Below are 23,796 nucleotides of genomic sequence, written 5' to 3'. Positions count from 1 at the left end.
ACCCGCCGGGACGCCGGAGCACCCGGCGGTACGGTGGGCGCATGGCTGACCAGGAACCCGACGCGCCCGCGTTCGGGTCGGTGCGGGTCGCCGAGCGACCGGCGGCGGGTGGCGACCCGGACGGGGTCTCCGCGACGCCGGACCGGGCCACGCTGCGGCTGGCCCTGGTGGTCGGCGGGCTGGTGCTGGCCGTGCTGCTCGGCTTCGGGCTCGGCCGGATCAACGGCGGCGGTCCGGCGGCGGCCCTCGGCGGTACGGGGGACAGCGCGCTGGCCGACCACAGCCACGCTCCCGGTGTCGGCGCGCACTCGCACGGCGCCGACCAGGACGCCGCCGCCGAAGCCGGTGGGCTGGCGATCAGCCGGGACGGCTACACCCTCGCCCCGCTGTCCGCCGAGTTCACCGTCGGGCGGGAAGGCGAGCTGCGGTTCCGGATCGAGGACGGGCAGCGCCGCACGGTCACCCGGTTCGCGATCGTGCACGACAAGCCGATGCACGTCATCGTGGTGCGACGCGACCTGAGCGGTTACCAGCACCTGCACCCGACCATGGCGTCGGACGGCACCTGGTCGGTGCCGCTCACCCTGGCGCAGCCCGGCCTGTGGCGGGCGTACGCCGACTTCACCGCGCTCGCCGACGACGGGCGGCAGACCGCCACCACGCTCGGCGTGGACCTGGTCGCTCCCGGCACCTACCAACCTCGGGACCTGCCCGCCCCGGCCACCACCGACACGGTCGACGGATGGAGCGTCGGATACCAGGGCAGCCCCGAACCCGGGCTGACGGTGCCGTTGAGCTTCCGGGTCACCGGTGCGGACGGCACCGCCCCGACGCTGGAGCGGTACCTCGGCGCGTACGGGCACCTCGTCGCGTTGCGCGAGGGTGACCTCGGGTACCTGCACGTGCACCCCGAGACGGAGTTGGTCGACGGCACGATCCGGTTCTGGCTGACCACACCGGGGCCGGGGCGCTACCGCCTCTATCTGGACTTCGCCACCGGCGGTGAGGTCCGTACCGCCGAGTTCACGGTGACCGTCGGCTAGCCGGCCCGGCGGATCGGTCGGCGGGCGAGATACCGCAGCAGGTCACGGATGTGGTGCTTCTCCTCGGCCGGCACGGTCGGATCCGCCAGCCGTTGCAGGATCACCCGGACGTCGGCCTCGACCGGGCCCTCGTCGCCGCGCCGCCACGGCCCGGGGCCGGCATCGGGCAGGCCGAGCGCCCGGAAGGCCGCCGCCACCGGCAGGTCCAGCGCGGCGCAGAAGCCGCGTACCTTCGCCAACTCGGGGTAGTCCTGCCAGTCGCCGGCCAGCCAGCGGAAGACGGTGGATCGACCGACCCCGGTGTGCCCGGCCAGGTCGGTGACCGTCCAGCCGCGTTCCTCCCGGGCGTCGTCGATGGCACGGCGCACGAAGCGCGCGAACGCCATCTGCGGCGAGACCTCTGCCGAACCCATCCGGTGGGTATGCCCTCCCGACCGGCACCCGACGGTGCGTTCTTCGAGAGTAGTACGCGAAGTTGCGGAAGCAACTGACTGATCGACCAGACGACAGTGACGGCGGAACCGGGTCAGGTCAACGCATCGCGGCCGGCGGCGCGAGCAGCGTCTCCAGTCGTGGTGAGACCCGCCACTGCGCCACCAGTTCGCGGTACTCCGCGCGCTGGGCGTCGGTCGGCTCGACGCCGGTATGCCGTGCCCGGATCAGCAGGTTGCGGGGGGTGTGCGCCGAGTCGACGAACTCGACCACCTCCGCCCGGTAGCCGTGCAGCCGCAGCAGACCGGCCCGCAACGCGTCGGTGAGCACGTCCGCGAAGCGTTCCCGGAGGATCCCCTGCCGGGTCAGCAGCTCGTAGGGGGCCGGTGCCGGGCGGGTGCGGAGCTGCGCGGCGATGTCGTGGTGGCAGCAGGGCGCGGCCAGCACCCACCGCGCGCCCCAACGCACCGCGCGGGCCAGCGCCTCGTCGGTGGCCGTGTCGCAGGCGTGCAGGGCGAGCACCAGGTCCGGGACCGGTTCGACGACCGCGTCGGCGATGGTGCCGGCCACGAAGCGCACCCGGTCGGCCCAGCCCAGCCGCAGCGCCAGCGCGGTGTTGCGGCGGCGCTGGTCGTCGCGTACGTCGACGCCGACCAGCTCGACGTCCCAACCCTGACCGGACAGATAGCGGTACGCGGCGAAGCTGAGGTACGCGTTGCCGCAGCCCAGGTCCACCACGCGGAGCGGACCCGGCTCGTCGGGCAGCGTCGCCGCCAGCGCCCGCAGGAACGCGTCCACCTGACGACGCTTGGCCGCCGAGCCGCCGATCTCGGCGAAGAGCAGGTCGCCGGGGTCGAGCAGGTACTCCTTGGCCCGGTCGTGCCCGGCCGGAGCAGCGGCCGGGCGGGTGCTGGCGCTGCGGTGCACCTGCGCCTCGCCCGACTTGGTGACCCGCAGTTGCAGCGTGGCCTCGACGGTCTCCACGTGCCAGTTGCCGAACGGCTCGGCCAGCAGCGCCTCGACCGCCGTGTCCGCCTCCGGCCCGGGAGCCACGTTGCGGGTGTACGGCCGCTCGCCGTCGGAGGTGGAGATCTGCAACCTCGGGCCGGCCTTGAGCGCGACCGGCCGCAACTCGGCCCGGACCACGGACGGACGCTGGCCGCGTCGGCGACCGGCGGCCACGGCCCGGGTCAGTGCGGGGTCCAGCAGCATAGAGCGGACCTCGGCCAGGGCGGAGTCCAACGGTTCGGGCATCGTTCCATCTTCCACGCCGGCCCGGGGTACGCCGACATCGGCCGGGCGGCGGTGCTGTGCGTTCGAGGCGGCGGGTGCTGACGGCATCGCGCCGACGACCGGGCTGGTCGTCGGCGCGATGCCGGTGCGTGGTCTCCTGTGCTGCTCTGTCCGGTGGACGGAGCGGGATCAGTCGGTGCTGGCCTCGGCCGAGCTGCCGGCGGTGGCCCGGCGGCGCCGACGGCGGCGCGGGCGGGGCGTCTCGGCGGTGCCCTCGGTGCCGGTGGCGGCCTCGGCGGGGGTGCCCGTCTCGGCGGAGTTGGCCGAGTCGACACCGGCGATGACCTCGCCGGCCCGGCGGCGCCGACGGCGGCGCGGCGTGCGGGTGCCCTCACCGGCCTCGCCGGACAGCTCTGCGCCGGCCTCGGCGGACTCCGGCCCGGCGTCGCCGCCCTGCCCGCGACCGCTCTCGGAGCGGCCCCGGCCCTCGCCACGACCTCGGCCCTCACCGCGTCCGCCGCTGTCGCCGCGTCCGCCCTCGCCGCGTCCACGGCCCTGGCGACGTCCGGTGCCGCGCGGCTCGCTGCCCCGGCGGGAACGACCGCCGCCCAGGTCCTCCTCGACCTCGGCGGCCAACCCGGCGCGGGTCCGCTCGGCGGTCGGCAGCGTGCCGGTCACCTCGGTCGAGATGTGCAGGTCGGTGTAGAGGTGCGGGGAGGTGTGGTAGGTCTCCTGCGGGTCGGGCATGTCCAGCCCGAGCGTCTTATCAATGATCCGCCAGCGGGGCATGTCGTCCCAGTCGACGAACGTCACCGCCACACCGGTCGCCCCGGCCCGGCCGGTCCGGCCGATCCGGTGGGTGTAGGTGTCCTGGTCCTCGGGGCAGTCGTAGTTGATGACGTGGGTCACGCCGCTGACGTCGATGCCCCGGGCCGCGACGTCGGTGGCGACCAGAGTGTCAATCTTGCCGGCGCGGAAGGCCCGCAGGGCGCGCTCGCGGGCGCCCTGGCCGAGGTCGCCGTGCACGGCCGCGACCGCGAAGCCACGGAAGTCGAGGTCCTCGGCGACCCGGTCGGCGGCCCGCTTGGTCCGCGTGAAGATCATCGTGAGACCACGGCTCTCGGCCTGGAGGATCCGGGCGACAATCTCGATCTTGTTCATCGAGTGGGTGCGGTAGGCCAACTGCTCGGTCTGCGGGGACGGACCGGTCTCGGCGGTGTGCCCGGCGTGAATCGTGATCGGGTGACGCAGGAACCGGCGGGACAGCGTCACGATCGGGTCCGGCATGGTCGCGGAGAAGAGCATGGTCTGCCGGTCCTCCGGCAGCATCGCCAGGATCCGCTCGACGTCGTCGAGGAAGCCCAGGTCGAGCATCCGGTCGGCCTCGTCCAGCACCAGCGCGCGTACACCGTGCAGGCGCAGGTGCTTCTGCTTGGCCAGGTCGAGCAGGCGACCCGGCGTACCGACGAGGATCTCGACGCCCTTGCGCAGCGCGTCGACCTGCGGCTCGTACGCGACGCCGCCATAGATCGGGAGCACCCGGACGCCCCGGGTGCGGCCTGCGGCGGCGATGTCCTTGGCGACCTGGATGCCCAGTTCACGGGTGGGTACGACGACGAGCGCCTGCGGCACGCCGTCGCTGCCCTCGTTCGGGGCGAAGACCCGCTCCAGCAGCGGTACGCCGAAGCCGAGGGTCTTGCCGGTGCCGGTCGGGGCCTGCCCGATCAGGTCGGCGCCGCGCAGCGCGATCGGCAGCGCGTACTCCTGGATGGCGAAGGCGCGGGTGATGCCGGCCGCAGCCAGCGCGTCCACCGTCTCGGCGCGTGCGCCCAGCTCGGCGAAGGTCGGTGCCTCCGGTCGGACCGGGGCGGTCGGGGCCAGTTCCTGGCCGTCTGTGAGGTCTTGAATCGGCTCACTCATGTGGATTTGGGGGTGCCCTCTCGTGGGTGCGCCCCATCATGTCCTCAGGGCGCGTTCGGTTTTGGCGCGGGCCACACGGTCGGCGGCAGAGATGCCGGGCGGACCGGGCCGCACGCGCGCCGTGGGTCGGACTTCGACCGGGTTGGATCTGAATCCGGTCGGGATCGGCACCTACGGCAACTCGTCCATGTTACCTGAACGGGCGTGAGGCCGTCCCGATTCCAGTCCGGCAAGAGTCATCGGTAGGGCTTCTGTGTGAGCTGCATCACACAAATGTAGTCGGCTCCGCCTGGTCAGCCTGCCCGGCGGCGTCCCGTCGGGCGGTCCCGGGCGGGCCGGCGAGCGGTAGCCTGCGCGGATGTCCGCCCCCGTCACGCCCGAGTATGCCGTCGCCGACCTGCTCGGCCTGGTGGCCCTCGGTGAACTGCTCGCCTTCGAACGTCTGGCGGCTGATGCCCGGTTCGCCCCGGATCTGCGCCGTCGGGCCGCATTGGGCGAGATGGCCGCCGCCGAGATCGCGAACTACCGGCGGCTGGCCGACCGCCTGGAGGTGCTCGGCGTACCGGTCGAGGAGGCGATGGCGGCCTACGTCGAGCCGTTGCAGGGATACCACGACTCGACCGAGCCCCGGGACTGGGCCGAGGCGGTCACCAAGGCGTACGTGGGGAACGGGATCACCGAGGACTTCCTCCGTGAGACCGCCGAGGCGCTGCGGGAGCCGGACCGGCAACTGGTCCTGGACGTGCTGCGCGAGTCGCGGTACGCGGAGTTCGCCGCCGCCGAGATCCGGCACGCCGTCGCGGCGGACCCGAAGGTCGCCGGACGGTTGTCGATGTGGGCCCGGCGGCTGGTCGGCGAGGCGCTGTCCCAGGCGGGCCGGGTGGTCGCCGCCGACCAGGGGGCGTTGACCGCCCTGATCGTCGCGGACGGGCGGACCGACGTACCCGGATTGTTCCGGCGGCTGACCGCCGCGCACACCGCGCGGATGGCCGCCGCCGGCCTCAACAACTGATCGTCAGCGGACGGTGAAGCCCACCGCCCGAGGGGACGCCTCGGCGATCTCGACGTAAGCGACCTTGCTGACCGGCACGATGACCCGCCGGCCCTTCTCGTCGGTCAGGGAGAGCGTGCCGCCCTCGCTCCTGGCCATCGCTTCGGTCACGATCTGCTCGATCTCGGCCGGCGACTGCGCGCTCTCCAGGACCAGCTCGCGTGGTGCGTACTGCACCCCGATCTTGACCTCCACTGTGCCTCCTCCGTCGGGCGAAATGGTCGCCGTGCGAAGGCTATCCGATCACAAGGTGGGAGTTCAGGCTGACTCACCTTGCAGCGGGAAGCTGGCGATGCCTCGCCAGGACAGGGCGGCCACCAACGCCTCCGCCTCGGCCTTGGGCACCTGCCGCCCTCGGGCCAGCCAGAACTGCGCCGCCGTCTCGGCGGCGCCGACCAGGCCGGAGGCGAGCAGCTCCGCGTGTGCCCGGCTGACTCCGGTGTCCGAGATGATGGTGTCGGTGATCGCCGCGATGCAGCCCTGCTCGACCCGCTCCACGCGCTGCCGCACGGCCGGGTCGTTGCGCAGGTCCGACTCGAAGACCAGGCGGAACGCCTCGCTCTCGTGGTCGACGAAGTCGAAGTACGCCCGCACCGACGCGCTGACCCGCTCCTTGTTGTCGGCGGTGCTCGCCATCGCGTCGTGCACCTTGGCGACGATTGCGTCACAGTGCGTGTCGAGCAGGGCGAGGTACAGCTCCATCTTGCCGGGGAAGTGCTGGTACAGCACGGGCTTGGAGACCCCGGCCCGCTCGGCGATGTCGTCCATGGCGGCGGCGTGATAGCCCTGCGCGACGAACACCTCCTGAGCAGCGGCGAGTAGCTGCTTGCGGCGTGCCGAACGGGGCAGGCGGGTCGGCCTGCCGGTGGTCTGGGCACCGTTCCCCACAGCGGTCATGGGAACCTCCGAGTCTGTAGACGGGCCGCATTTCGCCCGAACCGCTCAGGGCCGCCATGGCCCCGTGCGGAATTGGCCCGCCGCTGTAACTTATCGCCACTGTCGCCACACGGTAGCCTCAGCGGGGGCGACCAAGGAGCGCGCGGTGAGTGAAGCAGGGCAACCCGGTGCCGCCACCCCGGGAGAGCACGGCGACGGGACGGGTCAGCGGGATGACCTGGCCCGTTCCGGCAACGGGTGGGCACCGTCGGCGGCCGACTGGTCGTGGGGGGCGGAAGGTCCCCGCGACCTCGGCGCGCCTCGGCGTCGCCCCGAGTCGCCCTCCGGTTGGGCGACCGCCTCCCCACGCTACGCCGACCTGCCGCCTCCCGCCGGTGACCAGCCGGAGCCGGAACGCGCGACGCGCACGAACGGACACCACGTCAACGGCGTGCACCCCGAGGACGAGTCGTCCGCCGGGCGGTACGCCCCGGTCAGCGCCCCGCCCGGCCTGCGCGAGTCCGGCAGCGACGCCGGTCACGACCGGCTGGTGGTGCCCGCGCCGCGTCCCACCCCCGCCGGTGAGCAGCCGGTGACCTCGACCTCCGGCCTGCCCACCTCGGCACCGCCGGCCGTCCAGGTACCGCCCGTCGGCACCGCCGCCTCCGGCTTCGAGATGCCGCCCGGCGTGCACGCGCCCACCGCCGAGCGGGCCGGGGACGACCCGTCCGCCGGGGGCCGGTCGCACGGCTGGGACGAGCCGTACCCGGCCGAGTCGACCGGTCCGTCCCATCCCGCCGACACCTCCGGGCCGACCGGCGACCACGGGTACGGCGCCGACCACGCCGGCTGGCCGCCACCGGGGACCGGTCGGCGCGGCGGCTGGACGGCGGACGCCGATCCCGCCGACGACGAGCGGCCGAGCTGGGCCCGATCCGGCCCGCCGAGCGACTGGGCACCGTCCTGGGCACGCGGTGAGGACGAGAGCGGCCGACGCGGGCGAGAGACCCCGGGGCAGAGCTGGTCCAGCGAACCGAGCCGACCGTACGAGCCGGTCCGGGCCGAGCCGACCCGTCCCTACCAGCCGGTGCCGGTCGAGCGGCCCCGGCCGTACGAGCCGACCCGGCCGGAGGCCGTCGCGCCGCGTACCCCGGCCGAACCGCCCGAGTCCACCGACCGGCCCTCGTGGGCCGCCGCGCCGACCAGTGCGCCACCGGTCGACGAGCGTCCCGTGCGGGAGCCCGGCGAACCCACCGCCGCGCCACCGACGCGGGAGCGCCCGTCCTGGGCGGCCGACGAGCGGCCGCACTGGTCGACGGCACCGGTCAGCGGTGCGCCCGCCGACGAGCGGCCCGCCTGGTCGGCCTCGCCGGTCAGCGGTGTCCCCGCCGACGAGCGCGCCTCCTGGCGAGCCCACCCGGTCAGCGCTGCTCCGGCCGACGAGGGTCTGCCGTGGGGAGCGCGTACCGACGAGGGTCTGCCCTGGGGTGCCCGCACCGAGGAGGGTCTGCCCTGGGGGGCGCGCATGGGTGGCCCGCCGCCCGCCGACGACCGCCTGCCCTGGGCGCTCGGCCCGGCCAGCGCGCCTCCGGCCGCCACCCCGGCCGGACCACGCGAGACGACTCCACCCGAGCCGTCCACGCCGCCGCTCACCGAGGCCGCGAGCGCCTCCGGCGGTGGCCCGGCCTACCGGCCGTTCCGGCTCCGACCGGTGCCCAGCGACCCGGGGCCGACCGCTCCGCCGCCCGCCTCGCCCTGCCCGCCCGCCGCCCCGGCCCCGACCGAGCCGGCGTCCGGTGCCCGGGCGTCCGACGTTCCCGCGCGCCGTGAACGCACCCCGTCCGCGCCCGCCCCGACGAGCGCTGCCCCCTACGCGGCCCGCCGATCCGCCCCCGACCTCGAAACGCCTGGCGACCGGTCGCCGGACGGCACCTCGGCGGTGTTGCCGCAGCGCGTCCCCGCCGAGCCGGACGTGCCCGTCGTGCCGGAGCCGCCAGCCGTGGACCCACCCGCCGAAACTCCGGAACTCGCCCGGATCGCCACCCATCTGCGTCGTGACGACGAACCGGCGCCGCTGCGTGAGCGGCCCGAGGGCTTCGACGTCAACGCGATCCTCGACGCGGTGCGGGGCGTGGAGGGAGTCCGTGACGCGGCCCTACGGCGAACTCCGGCCGGTGCCCACAGCCTGCGTCTGGACCTGGCCGACGGCGCCGACCCGGCCGAGGTGAGCCGACACGTCGCCCGCCTGCTTCAGGAGCGGATGGGGCTGGCCGCCGCGCCGAGCGGAGTGCCGGGACCACCGGCCGCGCCGGTGCGCCGCCGGTCTCCCGAGACCCGCGACGACGGCGAGTCGCGTCCGCCCGCCGAGCCCCGACGCCCGATGGCCCGCCCGGCAGGGGTCCGGACCGAGGCTCCGGCGGCCCGCTCGGCAGGGACCCGGACCGAGGCCCCACCGGCCCGGACCGAGCCGGAGCCCGCCCGCCGCCGACGCCCGACGCCCGCCCCGCCGAGGGGACGGGCCGTCGTCGAGGAACCCGGCCCGACCGGCAGCCCCGCCACGCTCGGCGCCTCCTACTCGGGCGGCCAGCTCACCACGACCGAGTCCGCGCCGTCCCGGCCGCTGGACACCGGCGGGGTGCCCGGCCCCCGGGTGGTGCTCGACCACGTCCAGGTCAGCACGTTCGGTCTCGACGCGACCGTCGAGGTCCGCCTGCTCGCCGGGGACCAGAGCGCCGCCGGGTACGCCACCGGTCCGGCCGTCGACGGGTACGTGCTGCGGCTGTGCGCGGTGGCCGCCGCGGCGGCCATCGACGAGTTGTTGCGCAGCGTCGACCCCACCGCCGAGCGGGGACGCTGTTTCGTGGAGCACGCCGCCGTGGTGCCGTTCGGCAACTGCGAGGTGGCGACCGTCGTGGTGTTGCTGGTCTGCGACGGATGGGTCGAGCAGTTGGCCGGGTCCGCGCTGGTGGCCGGCGACCCCCGGCAGGCGGTGGTACGCGCCAGCCTGGCCGCGGTGAACCGGCGGTTGGAGGCTCTGCTGGCCTGAGCCGTTCGGGGCAGACTGGAGTGGTGAAGCCTGCCACCCTCTGGCCCGATCGGTTGTTGCCCGCGCCCTCGATGCCACCGCCCTGGCCGGGCCGGCAGGTACGCCTGGACGGCACGGTGACCTACGTCCGGGAGACGCCGGCCACCGGCCCGGACGCGGAGCCGGCGTTGTACGTGCACGGCCTGGGCGGGTCCTCGCAGAACTGGACGGACCTGGCCGGCCTGCTCGCCGGCCGCCTCGACGGCCAGGCGATCGACCTGCCGGGGTTCGGGCGCAGCGAGCCGGGCCTGCGCTACACCGTGCCGTCCTTCGCGGACCGGGTGATCCGTTGGATCGAGTACTCCGACCGGGGCCCGGTGCACCTGTTCGGCAACTCGCTGGGCGGGGCGATCTCGGTCCGGGTGGCCGCGCTGCGGCCGGATCTGGTGCGCACGCTGACCCTGGTGTCGCCGGCTCTGCCGTTCCTCGACTTCCGCCGGTCGTTGCAGGGCCGGATGCTGCCGCTGCTGGCGATCCCCCGTGCCGAGCGGCTGGCCGCCTGGCGGCTGGCCCAGTTCGCGCCGGAGGTGATGGCGCAGCAGACGATGGAGGCGTGCGTGGCCGACCTCAGCCGGATCTCCGAGCAGCGCCGGCAGGAGGCGGTGGAGGAGATCCGGGTGCGGTACGAGGCGACCCACTACGCTGCCGCGTACGTGCGGACGTTCCGGGGGATCGTCTCCAGCTTCCTGCGGTCGTACCTGCCGGGGTCGGGGTCGCTGTGGCGGATGGCCCGTTCGGTGCAAGCCCGCACGCTGGTGGTGGGCGGCCGGCAGGACCGGCTGGTCGACGTACGCGTGGCACCGCAGACCGCGCGGGCCATCCCGGACAGTCGGCTGCTGATGCTCGACGGCGTCGGTCACGTCGCGCAGTTGGAGGTGCCGCGTGTGGTGGCGCGGGCCGTGGTCGGGCTTCTTACCGAGTCGGTCAATGGGTCCGGGCGGTCCGACCTGGCAGGATGACGCGAATGCGCAGTCCTGGTGGTCGTCGACCGTCTCACTCCACCGGCCGACACAGCCGCTCGCCGGAGCCGGTCACGACCACCACGTCGCGGCGCGCGGTGGTGCGCCGGCTGACCGTGCTGGTGGTCGCGCTCGGGGCGGGCGCGGCGCTGGTGACCGGCGTGACCGGGCCCTCGGCCGGTTCCGCCGACGAGGTGGCGGCGGTGACGTCTCCGCCGGTGGTGCCGCCCTCGCCGTCATCCGGATACGTGTCGCCCTCGGTGTCGCCCGTACCCGTGTCGCCGTCGGCGGTCGTCCCGTCGCCCGAGCCGGTGTTGCGGGAGTCCGGGCCGGTTCCGTCGGCCGGGCCGGGCCGGTTCGACTACGACGACCGGACCGGGCCGGTGCTGGGTACGGCCGGTGACGCCCGGCGGTACCGGGTGGCGGTGGAGTCCGGTGCGGGCGTGGACGCGGGTGAGTTCGCCCTGGCGGTGCGGACGGCACTGGCCGGCCCCGGGAGCTGGGTGGACAGCGGGCGACTGCGGTTGCGGCAGGTGGAGACCGCGTCCCGGTACGACTTCACCGTCTATCTGGCCACGGCCACCACGGCGGGGCGGATGTGTGCCGCCGGTGGGGTCGACATCCGGGTCGGGGGCCGTCCCTACACCTCGTGCCGCGCGCCCGGGAAGGTGATCATCAACCTGGACCGGTGGCGGCAGTCGGTGCCGCACTACGTCGAGGCCGAGGTGCCGCTCTCGGTCTATCGCGCGTACGTGATCAACCATGAGGTCGGGCACGAGTTGGGCCACCGGCACGAGCGCTGCCCGGGGCGGGGTGAACCGGCCCCGGTGATGATGCAGCAGACGCTCTTCCTCAAGGGGTGTGTGGCCAATCCCTGGCCGTACCGGGACGGGAAGCGGTACGCCGGTCCGCCGTTGTAAAAGTGAACCGACCGCACGGTAATACGCTGATTTGACCATTTATGGTGCGACAATGGGGTCATGCCGCCTTCGCCCCTCAACGGCCGCCCCGGGCTGCCGGACGATCCGCCGGAATCCCGGCCGGAAGGGCCGCCACGGCACCGCCCGGCGGCCCGGCGGCGTCGACGTCGACTGGCCGTGACCCTCTCGGTGCTGCTGGCCCTGGCGGTCACGCTCGTGCTGCGGATCGCCCCGGCCGAGGACCGCTCGACCGGCACGGCACCGGCCGGCCGGACGTACGACACGACGACCGCGCAACCGGGAGCCGCGTACCCGATGGTGGGCGCGGGCAGCTTCGCGGCGGCCGGCGGCCAGTCCCCGGTGCACGGCCTGGCCGGCCCGCTCGTGTACTACCGGGTGGCCGTCGAGCAGGGCACCGGCCAGGACCCGGACGCCTTCGCCGCCGAGGTCGACGCGGTGCTCGGCGATCCGCGCAGCTGGATCGGCTCGGGGGAGCTGCGGGTACTCCGGATCGACGACCCGGAGTACGCCGACTTCACCGTCTACCTGGCCACCCCGGCCACCTCCGAGGCGATGTGCGCGGCCGGTGGCCTGACCACCGAGGGCTACACCTCGTGCCGGCTGCCCGGACAGGTGATCATCAACCTGGCGCGCTGGGCGGAGGCGGTACCCGACTACGGGGCGCCGCTGGCGGTGTACCGGGCCTACGTGATCAACCACGAGGTGGGCCACGAGTTCGGCGAGGGACACCAGACGTGCCCCGGCCCGGGCCGACCGGCACCGGTGATGCAGCAGCAGACGTACGGCCTGGACGGCTGCCTGGCGTACGCCTGGCCCTTCCTGGACGGCGTCCGGTACGTCGGCGACCCGGCCACCTGACCTCGGTCGTCACCCGATCCGGGTTATTCCCGCTCCCGCATGCCGGGCGACGTGTCACTGCTCATGGTCGGCGGGTGGGCCGGCGAGCAACAATGGCCCGGTTGACCGCCACATCGATCCCGGGGAGTCCACCGTGTCGTTGCCCCCGCTCGTCGAGCCTGCCGCCGAGCTGACCGTTGACGAGATCCGCCGCTACTCCCGTCACCTGATCATCCCCGACGTGGGAGTCACCGGGCAGAAGCGGCTGAAGAACGCCCGGGTGCTCTGTGTGGGCGCCGGTGGTCTCGGCTCGCCCGCGCTGATGTACCTGGCCGCCGCCGGTGTCGGCACGCTCGGCATCATCGACTTCGACACCGTCGACGAGTCCAACTTGCAGCGGCAGATCATCCACGGGGTCTCCGACATCGGCCGGTCCAAGGCCGAGTCCGCCGCGGCGAGCATCCGCGAGATCAACCCGCTGGTCAACGTCGAGATCCACAACACCGCGCTGGACCGGGACAACGTCCGGGACATCTTCGCCCAGTACGACCTGATCGTCGACGGGACGGACAACTTCGCCACCCGGTACATGGTCAACGACGCGGCGGTGCTGCTCGGAAAGCCGTACGTCTGGGGGTCGATCTACCGGTTCGACGGCCAGGCGTCGGTGTTCTGGGCCGAGCACGGCCCCTGCTACCGCTGCCTCTACCCGGAGCCCCCGCCGCCCGGCATGGTCCCCTCCTGCGCCGAGGGCGGCGTGCTCGGCGTGCTCTGCGCCTCGATCGGCTCGATCCAGGTCAACGAGGCGATCAAGCTGCTCGCCGGAATCGGTGAGCCGCTGGTCGGTCGGCTGATGGTCTACGACGCCCTGGAGATGAGCTACCGCAAGATCAAGGTTCGCAAGGACCCGAACTGCGTGCTCTGCGGCGAGAACGCCACCCTGACCGATCTGATGGAGGACTACGAGGACTTCTGCGGGGCGGTCTCCGAGGAGGCGCAGGAGGCGACCGTCGACGCGACGATCACCGCCGCTGAGCTCAAGGAGTGGCAGGACGCCGGCAAGGACATCTTCCTGGTCGACGTCCGGGAGCCGGCCGAGTACGAGATCGTCCGCATCCCCGGTGCGACGCTGATCCCCAAGGGGGAGTTCCTCTCCGGCGAGGCGCTCTCCAAGCTCCCGCAGGACCGGCAGATCGTGCTGCACTGCAAGTCCGGGGTCCGCTCCGCCGAGGCGCTCGCCGCGGTGAAGGCGGCCGGTTTCCGGGACGCCGTGCACGTCCAGGGCGGCGTGCTCTCCTGGATCAAGCAGATCGATCCCTCCCTGCCCGCCTACTGACGTAAGGAAGGGTCCCCTGCTAACGCCTCAGGTATAGAAGGGGACCCCTCCTAACACCCGGTCGACGGCCGGTCACGCCACCCGGCCGACGGCCGGTCCCACCTGCCCGTTGTACCGAGGCGGGATCATGTTTCCGCCGGTAGCGTGACCGCCGTGGTCGACATCGACGCCGCGATCGGGTTCGTGGTGGCACACGGGGACACGGTCGAACGTGCCCGTCTCTCCTGGCTGCGCACCGGCACGCCGCCGCCACCGGAGACGCTGGACAGTGCCGAGGTCGGCCAGACCTCGGGCGGCGGCTGGCCCGCCTCCTGGGGCGACCCGGTCGCCTCGGTCGACGCCACCTGCTTCCGTCTCGCCGAGCTGGACGACCTCGGTGCGCTGGGTCGCCCGGCCGCCCGTCGCGCGCTCGACTGGCTCGCCGCCGGCCAGCAGCGTGACGGCTGCTGGGAGGAGGATCCGGCGCTGGCCGAGACCGCCCCCGAGTGGGCCCGGCCGGGCAGCCCGGAGGCACGGCTCTACCTGACCGCCAACGCCGCCTTCTGGCTCACCGTGGCCGGGCTGGACGCCCGCTCCGCCGGGCCGCTGGACCACCGGGTCGGCGGCGCGTACGCCGGGGTGGTGCACGCCGCCGGGCAGGCGCTCGCCGCACAGCTTCGCCCCGACGGGAGCTGGCCGTCCTTCCTGGCCGCCGGTTGGCTGAGCGCGGCGGTCCTGCACCGGCAGCAGATGTTCTACGAGTCCGCGCGGATCAAGGCCCTGCTCGCCGAGCGGATGCCGGAGGCGTCCCCGGCCGACGCCGCCTGGCTCGCCTCGACCCTGCGTCGGGTCGAGGTCGACGAGCAGGAGTGGACCATGGTGGCGGCCCGTCGCCGGCTCACCGAGACGCAACGCAGCGACGGCGGCTGGAGCAGCGACGACGGGCACCAGTTCGACGTGCACGCCACCCTGGCGGTGATCCGCGCCTTCCGCTGATCCGGCCTGGCGCTGGCCGTCCTGGTGCCGCTGGCCGTGCCGGGCACGTCCGCCGTCCGCCGTCAGCTCCGCAGGTGACCGTCCCCGGTGACCACGTACTTCGTGCTGGTCAGCTCCGGCAGACCCATCGGTCCACGGGCGTGCAGCTTCTGGGTGGAGATGCCGATCTCGGCGCCGAAGCCGAACTCGCCGCCGTCGGTGAACCGGGTCGACGCGTTGACCATCACGGCCGCCGAGTCCACCCGGGCCACGAACTCCCGGGCGGCCGACTGCGAGTCGGTGACGACCGCCTCGGTGTGTCCGCTGCCGTACCGCCGGATGTGCGCCACCGCCGCGTCGAGCGAGTCGACCACGGCCACCGAAATGTCGGCCGACAGGTATTCGGTGGCGAAGTCCTCGTCGGTCGCGGCGACCACCGCGTCGGAGTACGCCGCCGTCCGGGCGTCACCGTGCACCGTCACCCCGGCCTCGGCGAACGCTGCCAGCATCGGGGGCAGTACGGCGTCCGCCACCTCCCGGTGCACCAGCAGCGACTCGGCGGTGTTGCAGGTGGACAGCCGCTGCGTCTTCGCGTTCAGCGCGATCGAGACGGCCTTGACCGGGTCGGCGGCGGCGTCCACATAGACGTGGCAGTTGCCCACCCCGGTCTCGATCACCGGCACCGTCGACTCCTCGACCACGGTCCGGATCAGCGACGCGCCGCCGCGCGGGATCAGCACGTCCACCAGCCCTCGGGCCCGCATCAGCTCCTTGACCGAGTCGCGCGAGGCGGCGTCGAGCAACTGCACCGTGTCGGCGGGCAGCCCGGTGCCGTCGATGGCGTCCCGCAGCACCGTCACCAGCGCCGCGTTCGAGTGCGCGGCGGACGAGGAACCGCGTAGCAGCGCCGCGTTGCCCGACTTGAGGCAGATGCCGGCGGCGTCCACGGTCACGTTCGGCCGGGCCTCGTAGATGATCCCGACCACGCCGAACGGCACCCGGATCTGCCGCAGCTCCAGACCGTTGGGCAGGGTGGAGCCACGGACCACCTCACCCACCGGGTCGGGCAGCCCGGCCATCTGGCGCAGCGCGTCGGCGATGCCGGCCACCCGGGACTCGTCGAGGGCGAGCCGGTCCAGCACGGCCGCGCTCAGTCCGGCCTCCCGCCCGGCCGCCAGGTCCGCCTCGTTCGCGGTGAGGATCTCCGGCGTACGCGCCACCAGCGCGTCGGCCATCGCGTGCAGCGCCGCGTCCTTGGCCGTACGCGTCGCCACGGCCAGCGCCTCCGCCGCCGTACGCGCCCGCCGGGCCTGCTCGCTCACGCTCATGACACGCTCCTTCGATGTAAGGAAGGGCCCCCTGTTAACGCCTCGTGCATAGGAAGGGCCCCCTGCAATCACTTCAAGCCGGCGGAACACCCGCTCACAACAACACCAGGTCGTCGCGGTGGACGACCTCCCGTTCGTACGCCGGACCGAGCGCCGCGGCAAGGTCCGAGGTGGACCGGCCGAGCAGACCGGGCAGTTCGACCGCGTCGTAGTTGACCAGTCCCCGGGCGACCGGCGCACCGGTGGTGTCGACCAGGTCGACCGGGTCACCGGCGGTGAACGCCCCGTCCACGGCGGTGATCCCGGCTGGCAGCAGCGACTTGCGGCGGCCTACCACCGCGGCGACCGCGCCCGGGTCGAGGTGCAGCCGTCCCCGGGGCGCGGTGGCGTGCGCCAGCCAGAACAGCCGCGCGGCCGGGCGGCTGAGACTGGGGTGGAAGAACGTGCCGACCGGCTCACCGGCCAGCGCCGCGAGGGCCTGCGGCGCGGAGGTCAGCACCACCGGGATGCCGAATCCGGTGGCGATCCGGGCCGCCTCGACCTTGGTCACCATGCCACCGGTGCCGACTCCGGCCCGTCCGGCACCGCCGATGTCGACTCCGGCCAGGTCCGACTCGTCGCGTACCTCGGCGATCCGGCGGGCGCCGGGACGCGACGGGTTGCCGGTCCAGAGCGCGTCGACGTCGGAGAGGAGCACCAGCAGGTCGGCGTCGACGAGCGCGGCCACCAGCGCGGCCAGCCGGTCGTTGTCGCCGAAACGGATCTCCTCGGTGGCCACCGTGTCGTTCTCGTTGACGATCGGCACCGCCCGCAGATCCAACAGCTTGCGCAGGGTGCGGTACGCGTTGCGGTAGTGCGCCCGTCGGGTCACGTCGTCGACGGTGAGCAGCACCTGCCCGACGGCCCGGCCGTGCCGGGCGAAGGCGGCGGCGTACCGCCCGATCAGCAGGCCCTGGCCGACGCTCGCGGCGGCCTGCTGGGTGGCCAGGTCACGTGGTCGCCGGGAGAGCCCGAGCGGGGCCAGGCCGGCGGCGATCGCGCCGGAGGAGACCAGCACGACCTCACGTCCGTCGGCCGTCCGCGACCCGAGGGCGTCGACCAACGCGTCCACCCGCCCGTCGTCCAGACCGCCGGTGGCGGTGGTCAACGAGGAGGAACCGATCTTGACAACGACCCGCCGGGCCGCCGTTACCGCGTCTCGCACCCGCCTATTCTGCGTGGTCGGCGCGGTACGGCCCGGCGGCCTTCCCATAGTCTGGCCGCTTGTGACACCAGACGAGTACGTCGAGGCGGTACTGGAACTCGTCGACCGGATACCGCCGGGCCGGGTGATGTCGTACGGCGGGGTGGCCGACGCGCTCGCCGAGCGCTCCGGACGGGCCTCCGCCCGACTGGTCGGATCGATCATGGCTCGGCACGGTGGGGCCGTCGGTTGGCACCGCGTGGTCAACGCCGCCGGCACGATGCCGCCCCGCCTCGTCGCCGAGGCGCGGGCCCGTTGGCTGAGCGAGGGTACGCCGCTGCGCGCGGGCCGGGTCGACATGCGCGCGGCGCAGTGGCAGCCCGGAGAGGGGATGTGACCCGCGCCATAACGTGAGTAACATTCGGCGTCATGAACGCGTCGCCGGGTGGGGCAGGGGCGGCCGGGTTGCCGCGCAAGGTGCACGCCGGGTACGCGCTCGGTTCGCTGGCCACGGGAGCCTTCGGCACCGTGCCGGGGCTGCTGCTGTTGCCGTACCTCACCGACACGCTCGGCGTGGCCGCCGGGGTGGCGGCCCTGCTGGTGCTGCTGCCGAAGGCGTGGGACGTGCTGGTCAACCCGGTGGCCGGGCGCATCTCCGACCGGACCCGGTCGCGATGGGGGGCCCGCCGGCCGTACCTGCTCGTCGGCGGGTTGGCGCTGGCGGTGTTGTTCGGGTCGATCTTCGCCGCGCCGTTCGGCGCCGGACCGGCCGCCGGTGCGTACGTGGCCATCGCCTTCCTGGCCACGGCCACCGCGTTCGCCTTCTTCCAGGTGCCGTACGTGGCGATGCCGGCCGAGCTGACCGACGACTACGCCGAACGTACCCGGATGATGACCTGGCGGATCGCGGTGCTGGCGCTGGCCATCCTGGTCGCCGGTGCGGTGGCCCCGCTGGTGCGCGACGCGGCCGGTGGCGGCGTGCCGGGGCACCGCTGGATGGGTGTGTTCGTGGCCGCGCTGATCGCGGTGGGCGCCGTCGGCGCGTTCCTCGGCACCCGGTCGGCTCCGCAGGGCTCGGTCGGGGAGAGCGAGCCGAGTCTGCGTGCCCAGCTCACCGTCGCCGGTCGGAACCGGCCGTTCCGGGCGTTGCTGCTCTGCTTCGTGGTGCAGTCCGCCGGGGTGGCCACGATCCTCGCCGGGGTGCAGTACTTCGCCGACCAGATCCTGCGCGACCCGACGACCGGTCCGACGCTGCTCTTCCTCTGCTTCGTCGGGCCGGCGCTGGTGGTGATGCCGCTGTGGTCGCGGGTGGGCGCTCGGCTGGGCAAACTGGCCGCGCTGGTGGCCGCCTCGCTGATCCTGGCCGCCGGTGGACTGGCGCTGGTCGCCTCCCCGGTGCTGCCCGCCGTCGTGGTCTATCTGCTGGTGGCGGTGCTCGGCGTCGGGTACGCCGGTCAGCAGGTGTTCGCGCTGGCCATGCTCCCGGACTGCATCGCGTACGACACGGCGCGCACCGGCCGGCGGCAGGCGGGCGTCTTCACCGGCCTGTGGACGGCCGGCGAGACCTTCGGCCTGGCCCTTGGGCCGGGTGTCTTCGGTCTGGTGCTCGCACTCACCGGCTACGTCTCCTCCACCACCGGCACCGCCGCGGTCCAGTCGGACACCGCCCGCCTGGGCGTCCTGCTCGGCTTCACCATCCTTCCGGCCCTGCTGATCGGCCTGGCCACCCTGCTGCTCCGCCCCTACGACCTGACTCCCACCCTCCTAGCCACCCTCACCCCCGGCACCTCCGACATCCCCGACGCCGTCGGCGTCCCCCGCGGCTCCGGCGCCGATCATGGAGTTGTGGTGGGGACGAATGCCGTCGAGAACCACGGAAAGGGCACCACTACTCCATGATCGACGAGAGCGGGTCGGCGCTGCCGGCGAACGGCGTACCGGCGGAACAGGTGCTGGCGGAAATCCGCAGCCTGCGGGAGGCCGACCGGCCGACGCACGGCGGACGGCTGTTCGCGTACGTGTACGACGCCGCCGTCGCCGGGCTGGACGAGTTGGCGGCGGCGGCGTACGCCGAGAGCGCACACGTCAACGGGCTCGACCCGACCGCCTTCCCCTCGCTGCTGGCGATGGAGAACGCGCTGGTCGGCGCGGCGGCACGGGTGCTCGGTGGCGGGCCCGGCACGAGCGCGCCGGAGGTGGTCGGCAGTGTCACCAGCGGCGGTACCGAGTCGCTGATCCTGGCCGTCAAGGCGGCCCGTGACGCCCGGCCCGAGATCACCGCTCCCCGGATCGTGGTGCCGTCCAGCGCCCACGCCGCGTTCGCCAAGGCCGCCCACTACCTGCGGGTGGCGCTCGACACGGTCCCCGTCGACCCGGCCACGCTTCGGCCCTCCGTAGTCGACGTGGCCGCCGCGATCGGGCCGGAGACCGTGCTGGTGGTCTGCTCCGCCCCCTCGTACGCGCACGGCGTGGTGGACCCGGTGGCCGAGATCGCCGAGACGGCGGCCGCCGCCGGGGTGCGCTGCCACGTGGACGCCTGCTTCGGCGGCTGGACCCTGCCGTACCTGCGTCGCCTCGGCGTCGACGTGCCCGCGTTCGACTTCGCCGTCGCCGGGGTCACCTCGATCTCGGTGGACCTGCACAAGTACGCGTACGCGCCGAAGGGCGTCTCGGTGCTGCTGCACCGCGATGCCGGGCTGCGCGCGGCGCAGTACTTCGCGTACGCCGACTGGCCCGGGTACACGATGGTCAACTCGGTGATCTCCTCCACCCGGTCCGGCGGCCCGATCGCCGCCGCGTACGCCACCCTGCGGCACCTCGGCGACGACGGCTACCTGGAATTGGCCCGCCGGACCCGGGACGCGGTGCGGGTGCTGGCCGACGCGGTACGCGGCGTCGACGGGCTCCGGCTGGTCGCCGAGCCGGAGTCGACGGTCGTCTGTTTCACCTCGACCGACCCGGCGCTCGACCTGTTCGTCCTGGTCGACGAGTTGGCCGCGCGGGGTTGGCACACCCAGCCCCAGCTCGCGTACGCCGGTATGCCGCGCAGTGTGCACCTGACGGTGACCGCGGCGGTCGCGCCCACGGCGGCGGAGTTCGGCGCCGACCTGGCCGAGGCGGTCGCGGCGGCCGAGGCGACCGGCCCGATCGCGTTGCCGCCGGATCTGCTCGCCCTCGCCGGTGCGCTCACCCCCGAGGCGCTCACCGCCGACCTGGTCGCCGGGCTCGCCGCCGGACTGGGCCTCGGCGGTGGCGGTGGTCTGCCGGACCGGATGGCACCGGTGAACACTCTCCTGGACGCCGCCCCACCCGCGCTGCGGGAGCGCCTCCTGGTGGAGTTCGTGAGTCTGCTGCAACGCCCGTCGTTCTGAGCGCTGTGTCGTTAGGAGGGGGCCCTTTATATACACGAGGCGTTAGCAGGGGACCCCTCCTTGCAGAGCGGCCCGGCCGAGCCGCACGGGCGCTGTGGTTGACTGTCGGGGACGGGAAGGGGACGGTCGTGCAGCTACCGGCGGTGCTCGGCGAGCCGATCCGGTTCGTGCTCAACTGGGGCCGGCGGTATTCGCTCTGGGTCTTCAACTTCGGGCTGGCCTGCTGCGCCATCGAGTTCATCGCGACCAGCATGTCCCGGCACGACTTCATGCGCCTCGGCGTGATCCCGTTCGCGCACGGGCCCCGCCAGGCCGACCTGATGGTGGTCTCCGGCACGGTTACCGACAAGATGGCCCCGGCGATCAAGCGGCTCTACGACCAGATGCCCGAGCCCAAGTACGTCATCTCGTTCGGTGCCTGTTCCAACTGCGGCGGCCCGTACTGGGACTCGTACTCGGTGACCAAGGGTGTCGACCAGCTCATCCCGGTCGACGTCTACGTGCCGGGCTGCCCGCCCCGGCCGGAGGCGCTGCTGCACGGCATCCTCCGCCTACAGGAGAAGATCGCCGCCGAGCAGTCCGGCATCGGCGGCGTACCCCGTCCCGACCTGCTGGCCCCGCCGACCGACGCGCCGCCCGCCGACGACGCGTCATCGGCCGACGCGCGGCCCGCCGAGGGCGTGCCACCGCGCGACGCGGCTTCCCTCACCGCCCCGCCGGTACGGCCGCCGACCTCCTGAAACGCGCGGCGACGACCGCTCGGGGTCGACGCGGCACCCCGCTCGGCGCGGTCGCCGCCGCGGTGGCGTCCAGGCGCTAGCGTGCCGGTCATGACCGACTCAGCGGAGCCGCGCTCCGCCTTCATCGTCAAGGTGCTGACCGAGGAGTTCGGCACCCTGATGGCGCTCGACCCGGCCGCCTTCCGACGCAAGTTCCGCAAGATGGCCGCGTCGCCGTTCGCGTTCTACCGGGGCAGTGCCAGCCTCTTCTACGCCGACCAGCGCGGCGACTTCGCCGACGACCGTTTTCTCGACGAGCAGACCAGCCGGGTGTGGATCCACGGCGACCTGCACGCGGAGAACTTCGGCACCTACATGAACGGCTCCGGCCAGCTCGTCTTCAACGTCAACGACTTCGACGAGGCGTACGTCGGGCCGTTCACCTGGGACCTGCGGCGCTTCGTCGCCAGCGTGGCCCTGATCGGCTACACCAAAGCGCTCTCCGACCGGGTGATCAGCGACCTGGTCACCACCTTCGCCGAGCACTACCTGACCGAGCTGCGGGCCATCGCCGCCGGTGGCGACGACGCGATCGGTTCGATCACGCTGGACAACGCCGACGGCGTGCTGCGCCGGGTGCTCCAGCAGGCCCGCCTCAACACCCGGGTCGACCTGCTGCGCGAGCAGACCACCGTCGACAAGTACGATCGGCGGTTCTCGCTGCGCGACGGCGTGTACGAGGTCGACGGCGACGTCCGGGACCGGGTCTGCGCGGCCTTCCAGGACTACCTGGACACGTTGCCCGCCACCACCCAGACCCGTCCGGTGGCGGCACAGATCAAGGACGTGGTGCTGCGCAAGGGCGTGGGGATCGGGTCGGCCGGGCTGCCGTCGTACAACCTCCTGCTGGAGGGGCACACCCAGGCGCTGGAGAACGACGTCCTGATCTACATGAAGCAGGCCCAGGTCCCGGCGGTCGCCCGCCACATCGACGACGAGCGCGTCCGGGGCTACTTCCGCCACCAGGGTCACCGGACGGCCGAGTCGCAGCGCGCCCTCCAGGCACACGCCGACCCGTGGGTGGGCTTCACCGAGCTGGACGGCGTGGGCCAACTCGTCGCCGAGGTCTCCCCGTACGCCGCCGATCTCGACTGGGCGGACGTCAACGAACCCGAGGAACTCGCCGGGGTGCTGGCCGACCTCGGTCGGGCGGTCGCCCGGATGCACTCGGTCGCCGACGACGAGTCCAGCCACGACCTGGTCGACTACTCCACCGAGGAGGCGATCGTCGCGGCCGTCGACGCGGACCCCGCCGGCTTCGTCGCGCACCTGGTCGACTTCGCCCACGCGTACGGCGTGCGGGCCCGGCAGGACCACCAGCTCTTCGTGGACCTGTTCCGCAACGGCGAACTGCCGGGCGTGTAGGAACCGTGATCAGGGTCAGGCGGTGAAGTCGATGACGACCTTGATGTCCTCAGGGCCGGGGGAGTAGGCCGAGGCGTACTCCGACAGCGGCACCCGGCGGGTGATCAGCGCGCCGAGCCAGTCCCGGTCGGCGCGGGCCAGCGCCTCGGCGGCGGCGTCCCAGTGCCGCCGGTTGGCGTTCACCGACCCGAAGACGACGTTGTTCTCCAGCACCAGGGTGCGGTTGAGCGCACCCGCGTCGAAGTCGATGATCCGGCCACCGCTGGAGACCCCGGCGAGGCAGACGATCCCGGTCGGCGCGACCTTGCACATGGCCTCCAGGACGACCACCGGCGCGCCGGTGCACTCCACGATCACGTCCGGCTCGAAGTCGAGCTCCTCGACCGGCCCCGAGTGGTACGTGGCACCGAGTGCACCGGCCAACGCCGGCTTCGGCCCGTCCGTGGCCAGGTCCAGCACGTGCACCGACAGCCCACGCTGGCTGGCCAGCAGGGCGGCCAGCAGGCCGATCGGCCCGGCGCCGGTGATCAGGGCGGTACGCGGCTGCCACTCCGCCCGCCGGCCGATCCGGTCGATGTGGTCCCACGCCTTGACCACCACGCTCGTCGGTTCGAGCAGGACGCCCACCTCGCCTAGTTCCGGGTCGAGGCCGACGGCGAACCGGGGTTGCAGCCGCCAGCGTTCGCGGGCGAACCCGGGCAGCCCCTTGATGCCGTGCTCGGTGAACAGGCCGTTGCGGCACATGTCCCACTCGTCCACCGCGCAGTTCGGGCAGGGCAGCGGGTCCGGGTGCCGGACGATCCCGGCGACCAGGTCACCGGTCTGCAGGGTGCCGGTGGGGTCCTCCAGCACCCGGCCCAGCGACTCGTGCCCGAGCACCAGGTGCTCGGCACCGGGCGGCGCCTCGCCGTACTGCCCGTCGATGATCTCGATGTCGGTGCCGCATACGCCGACCGCGACGGCCTCGACCAGGACCGCCCCCTCCTCGGTGGCCGGTTCCGGGTAGTCGTCGAGCAGTCGCAGCGAGCCGGGCACTCCCGGGGTCACGGTCACAGCGCGCACGGGCCCATCCTGTCGGGCGTCGACGGGCCACCGCCGGCAAA

At 73.4% G+C, this 23,796-nt stretch carries 19 protein-coding genes and 2 pseudogenes; 13 read left to right on the top strand and 8 right to left on the bottom strand.

Features of this window, described 5'->3' with window-relative positions; translation table 11 throughout:
* Positions 1-41: 41 nt before the first annotated feature.
* Positions 42-1,043 (top strand): hypothetical protein, encoded by a 1,002-nt coding sequence (locus ACZ31C_RS08685; RefSeq protein WP_465794724.1) that lies wholly within the window; start codon positions 42-44, stop codon positions 1,041-1,043.
* Here ACZ31C_RS08685 and ACZ31C_RS08680 read toward each other — a convergent pair.
* From ACZ31C_RS08680 to ACZ31C_RS08670, 3 genes are all read right to left on the bottom strand, one after another.
* Positions 1,040-1,456, bottom strand: a complete 417-nt coding sequence (locus ACZ31C_RS08680) for a helix-turn-helix domain-containing protein (RefSeq protein ID WP_350692964.1) — start codon at positions 1,454-1,456, stop codon at positions 1,040-1,042. The two genes, ACZ31C_RS08685 and ACZ31C_RS08680, sit on opposite strands and share 4 nt — an antisense overlap.
* A gap of 118 nt (positions 1,457-1,574) precedes the next feature.
* Entirely contained in the window at positions 1,575-2,729 is a 1,155-nt protein-coding gene (locus ACZ31C_RS08675; RefSeq protein WP_465794723.1) for a class I SAM-dependent methyltransferase, read from the bottom strand.
* Positions 2,730-2,897: 168 nt separating this feature from the next.
* The gene (locus ACZ31C_RS08670; protein WP_465794722.1) at positions 2,898-4,628 is read right to left on the bottom strand and encodes a DEAD/DEAH box helicase; all 1,731 of its coding nucleotides are present in this window, start codon (positions 4,626-4,628) and stop codon (positions 2,898-2,900) included.
* Positions 4,629-4,986: 358 nt separating this feature from the next.
* On the opposite strand from ACZ31C_RS08670, the gene ACZ31C_RS08665 reads away from it, so the two are divergent.
* A complete protein-coding gene (locus ACZ31C_RS08665) occupies positions 4,987-5,640 on the top strand; it encodes a ferritin-like fold-containing protein (RefSeq protein ID WP_465794721.1) in 654 nt (217 codons plus the stop codon).
* A 3-nt stretch (positions 5,641-5,643) separates the two neighbouring features.
* Here the strand turns inward: ACZ31C_RS08665 and ACZ31C_RS08660 are convergent, their stop codons facing one another.
* Together ACZ31C_RS08660 and ACZ31C_RS08655 are read right to left on the bottom strand one after the other, a co-directional pair.
* Positions 5,644-5,874: a DUF3107 domain-containing protein gene (locus ACZ31C_RS08660; RefSeq protein WP_350692957.1), complete on the bottom strand. Its 231-nt coding sequence runs from the start codon at positions 5,872-5,874 to the stop codon at positions 5,644-5,646.
* 63 nt (positions 5,875-5,937) lie between these two features.
* Positions 5,938-6,576, bottom strand: a complete 639-nt coding sequence (locus ACZ31C_RS08655) for a TetR/AcrR family transcriptional regulator (RefSeq protein WP_350692955.1) — start codon at positions 6,574-6,576, stop codon at positions 5,938-5,940.
* Between the two features lie 1,702 nt (positions 6,577-8,278).
* On the opposite strand from ACZ31C_RS08655, the pseudogene ACZ31C_RS08650 reads away from it, so the two are divergent.
* The 6 genes and pseudogenes from ACZ31C_RS08650 to ACZ31C_RS08625 form a co-directional block, all read left to right on the top strand.
* Positions 8,279-9,601, top strand: a pseudogene (locus tag ACZ31C_RS08650) (hypothetical protein); the annotation flags it as partial.
* Between the two features lie 23 nt (positions 9,602-9,624).
* Entirely contained in the window at positions 9,625-10,599 is a 975-nt protein-coding gene (locus ACZ31C_RS08645) for an alpha/beta fold hydrolase (RefSeq protein WP_465794720.1), read from the top strand.
* Positions 10,600-10,604: 5 nt separating this feature from the next.
* Positions 10,605-11,519, top strand: a complete 915-nt coding sequence (locus ACZ31C_RS08640) for a DUF3152 domain-containing protein (protein ID WP_465794719.1) — start codon at positions 10,605-10,607, stop codon at positions 11,517-11,519.
* Between the two features lie 60 nt (positions 11,520-11,579).
* Positions 11,580-12,398: a DUF3152 domain-containing protein gene (locus ACZ31C_RS08635; protein WP_465794718.1), complete on the top strand. Its 819-nt coding sequence runs from the start codon at positions 11,580-11,582 to the stop codon at positions 12,396-12,398.
* A gap of 63 nt (positions 12,399-12,461) precedes the next feature.
* Positions 12,462-13,713, top strand: a pseudogene (gene moeZ, locus ACZ31C_RS08630) (adenylyltransferase/sulfurtransferase MoeZ).
* A 102-nt stretch (positions 13,714-13,815) separates the two neighbouring features.
* Positions 13,816-14,688 carry a prenyltransferase/squalene oxidase repeat-containing protein gene (locus tag ACZ31C_RS08625; protein ID WP_465795015.1) on the top strand — a complete coding sequence of 291 codons (873 nt, stop codon included), beginning with the start codon at positions 13,816-13,818 and terminating at the stop codon, positions 14,686-14,688.
* A gap of 62 nt (positions 14,689-14,750) precedes the next feature.
* On the opposite strand, the gene ACZ31C_RS08620 is transcribed toward ACZ31C_RS08625, so the two are convergent.
* Entirely contained in the window at positions 14,751-15,995 is a 1,245-nt protein-coding gene (locus ACZ31C_RS08620) for a glutamate-5-semialdehyde dehydrogenase (protein ID WP_465794717.1), read from the bottom strand.
* A 94-nt stretch (positions 15,996-16,089) separates the two neighbouring features.
* Positions 16,090-17,247: a glutamate 5-kinase gene (gene proB / locus ACZ31C_RS08615; RefSeq protein ID WP_465794716.1), complete on the bottom strand. Its 1,158-nt coding sequence runs from the start codon at positions 17,245-17,247 to the stop codon at positions 16,090-16,092.
* A 13-nt stretch (positions 17,248-17,260) separates the two neighbouring features.
* On the opposite strand from proB, the gene ACZ31C_RS08610 reads away from it, so the two are divergent.
* The 5 genes from ACZ31C_RS08610 to ACZ31C_RS08590 all read left to right on the top strand — a co-directional run bounded on the left by ACZ31C_RS08610 (position 17,261) and on the right by ACZ31C_RS08590 (position 22,693).
* The gene (locus ACZ31C_RS08610; protein WP_465794715.1) at positions 17,261-17,575 is read left to right on the top strand and encodes an MGMT family protein; all 315 of its coding nucleotides are present in this window, start codon (positions 17,261-17,263) and stop codon (positions 17,573-17,575) included.
* Positions 17,576-17,607: 32 nt separating this feature from the next.
* The gene (locus tag ACZ31C_RS08605; protein ID WP_465794714.1) at positions 17,608-19,077 is read left to right on the top strand and encodes an MFS transporter; all 1,470 of its coding nucleotides are present in this window, start codon (positions 17,608-17,610) and stop codon (positions 19,075-19,077) included.
* A complete protein-coding gene (locus tag ACZ31C_RS08600; protein ID WP_465794713.1) occupies positions 19,074-20,549 on the top strand; it encodes a pyridoxal phosphate-dependent decarboxylase family protein in 1,476 nt (491 codons plus the stop codon). Before ACZ31C_RS08605 ends, ACZ31C_RS08600 begins: the two co-directional genes overlap by 4 nt.
* 128 nt (positions 20,550-20,677) lie before the next feature.
* Positions 20,678-21,289 carry an NADH-quinone oxidoreductase subunit B gene (locus ACZ31C_RS08595; protein ID WP_465794712.1) on the top strand — a complete coding sequence of 204 codons (612 nt, stop codon included), beginning with the start codon at positions 20,678-20,680 and terminating at the stop codon, positions 21,287-21,289.
* Positions 21,290-21,379: 90 nt separating this feature from the next.
* The gene (locus ACZ31C_RS08590) at positions 21,380-22,693 is read left to right on the top strand and encodes a DUF2252 domain-containing protein (protein WP_465794711.1); all 1,314 of its coding nucleotides are present in this window, start codon (positions 21,380-21,382) and stop codon (positions 22,691-22,693) included.
* A 15-nt stretch (positions 22,694-22,708) separates the two neighbouring features.
* Here the strand turns inward: ACZ31C_RS08590 and ACZ31C_RS08585 are convergent, their stop codons facing one another.
* Complete coding sequence (locus tag ACZ31C_RS08585; protein WP_449943156.1) at positions 22,709-23,755, bottom strand: glucose 1-dehydrogenase; 1,047 nt, start codon at positions 23,753-23,755, stop codon at positions 22,709-22,711.
* Positions 23,756-23,796 lie beyond the last annotated feature (41 nt).

The organism is Micromonospora sp. NPDC023869, assembly GCF_055559695.1.
The sequence above is the reverse complement of the archived record's forward strand: the minus strand, read 5'-3'. Positions and strand labels throughout refer to the sequence as shown.

Excerpts from the sequence above, each read along its gene's own strand:
- ACZ31C_RS08685 (WP_465794724.1), top strand. The coding sequence starts at position 42 with ATGGCTGACCAGGAACCCGACGCGCCCGCGTTCGGGTCGGTGCGGGTC.
- ACZ31C_RS08680 (WP_350692964.1), bottom strand. The coding sequence starts at position 1,456 with ATGGGTTCGGCAGAGGTCTCGCCGCAGATGGCGTTCGCGCGCTTCGTG.
- ACZ31C_RS08675 (WP_465794723.1), bottom strand. The coding sequence starts at position 2,729 with ATGCCCGAACCGTTGGACTCCGCCCTGGCCGAGGTCCGCTCTATGCTG.
- ACZ31C_RS08670 (WP_465794722.1), bottom strand. The coding sequence starts at position 4,628 with ATGAGTGAGCCGATTCAAGACCTCACAGACGGCCAGGAACTGGCCCCG.
- ACZ31C_RS08665 (WP_465794721.1), top strand. The coding sequence starts at position 4,987 with ATGTCCGCCCCCGTCACGCCCGAGTATGCCGTCGCCGACCTGCTCGGC.
- ACZ31C_RS08655 (WP_350692955.1), bottom strand. The coding sequence starts at position 6,576 with ATGACCGCTGTGGGGAACGGTGCCCAGACCACCGGCAGGCCGACCCGC.
- ACZ31C_RS08640 (WP_465794719.1), top strand. The coding sequence starts at position 10,605 with ATGCGCAGTCCTGGTGGTCGTCGACCGTCTCACTCCACCGGCCGACAC.
- ACZ31C_RS08635 (WP_465794718.1), top strand. The coding sequence starts at position 11,580 with ATGCCGCCTTCGCCCCTCAACGGCCGCCCCGGGCTGCCGGACGATCCG.
- ACZ31C_RS08620 (WP_465794717.1), bottom strand. The coding sequence starts at position 15,995 with ATGAGCGTGAGCGAGCAGGCCCGGCGGGCGCGTACGGCGGCGGAGGCG.
- proB (WP_465794716.1), bottom strand. The coding sequence starts at position 17,247 with ATGGGAAGGCCGCCGGGCCGTACCGCGCCGACCACGCAGAATAGGCGG.
- ACZ31C_RS08605 (WP_465794714.1), top strand. The coding sequence starts at position 17,608 with ATGAACGCGTCGCCGGGTGGGGCAGGGGCGGCCGGGTTGCCGCGCAAG.
- ACZ31C_RS08600 (WP_465794713.1), top strand. The coding sequence starts at position 19,074 with ATGATCGACGAGAGCGGGTCGGCGCTGCCGGCGAACGGCGTACCGGCG.
- ACZ31C_RS08590 (WP_465794711.1), top strand. The coding sequence starts at position 21,380 with ATGACCGACTCAGCGGAGCCGCGCTCCGCCTTCATCGTCAAGGTGCTG.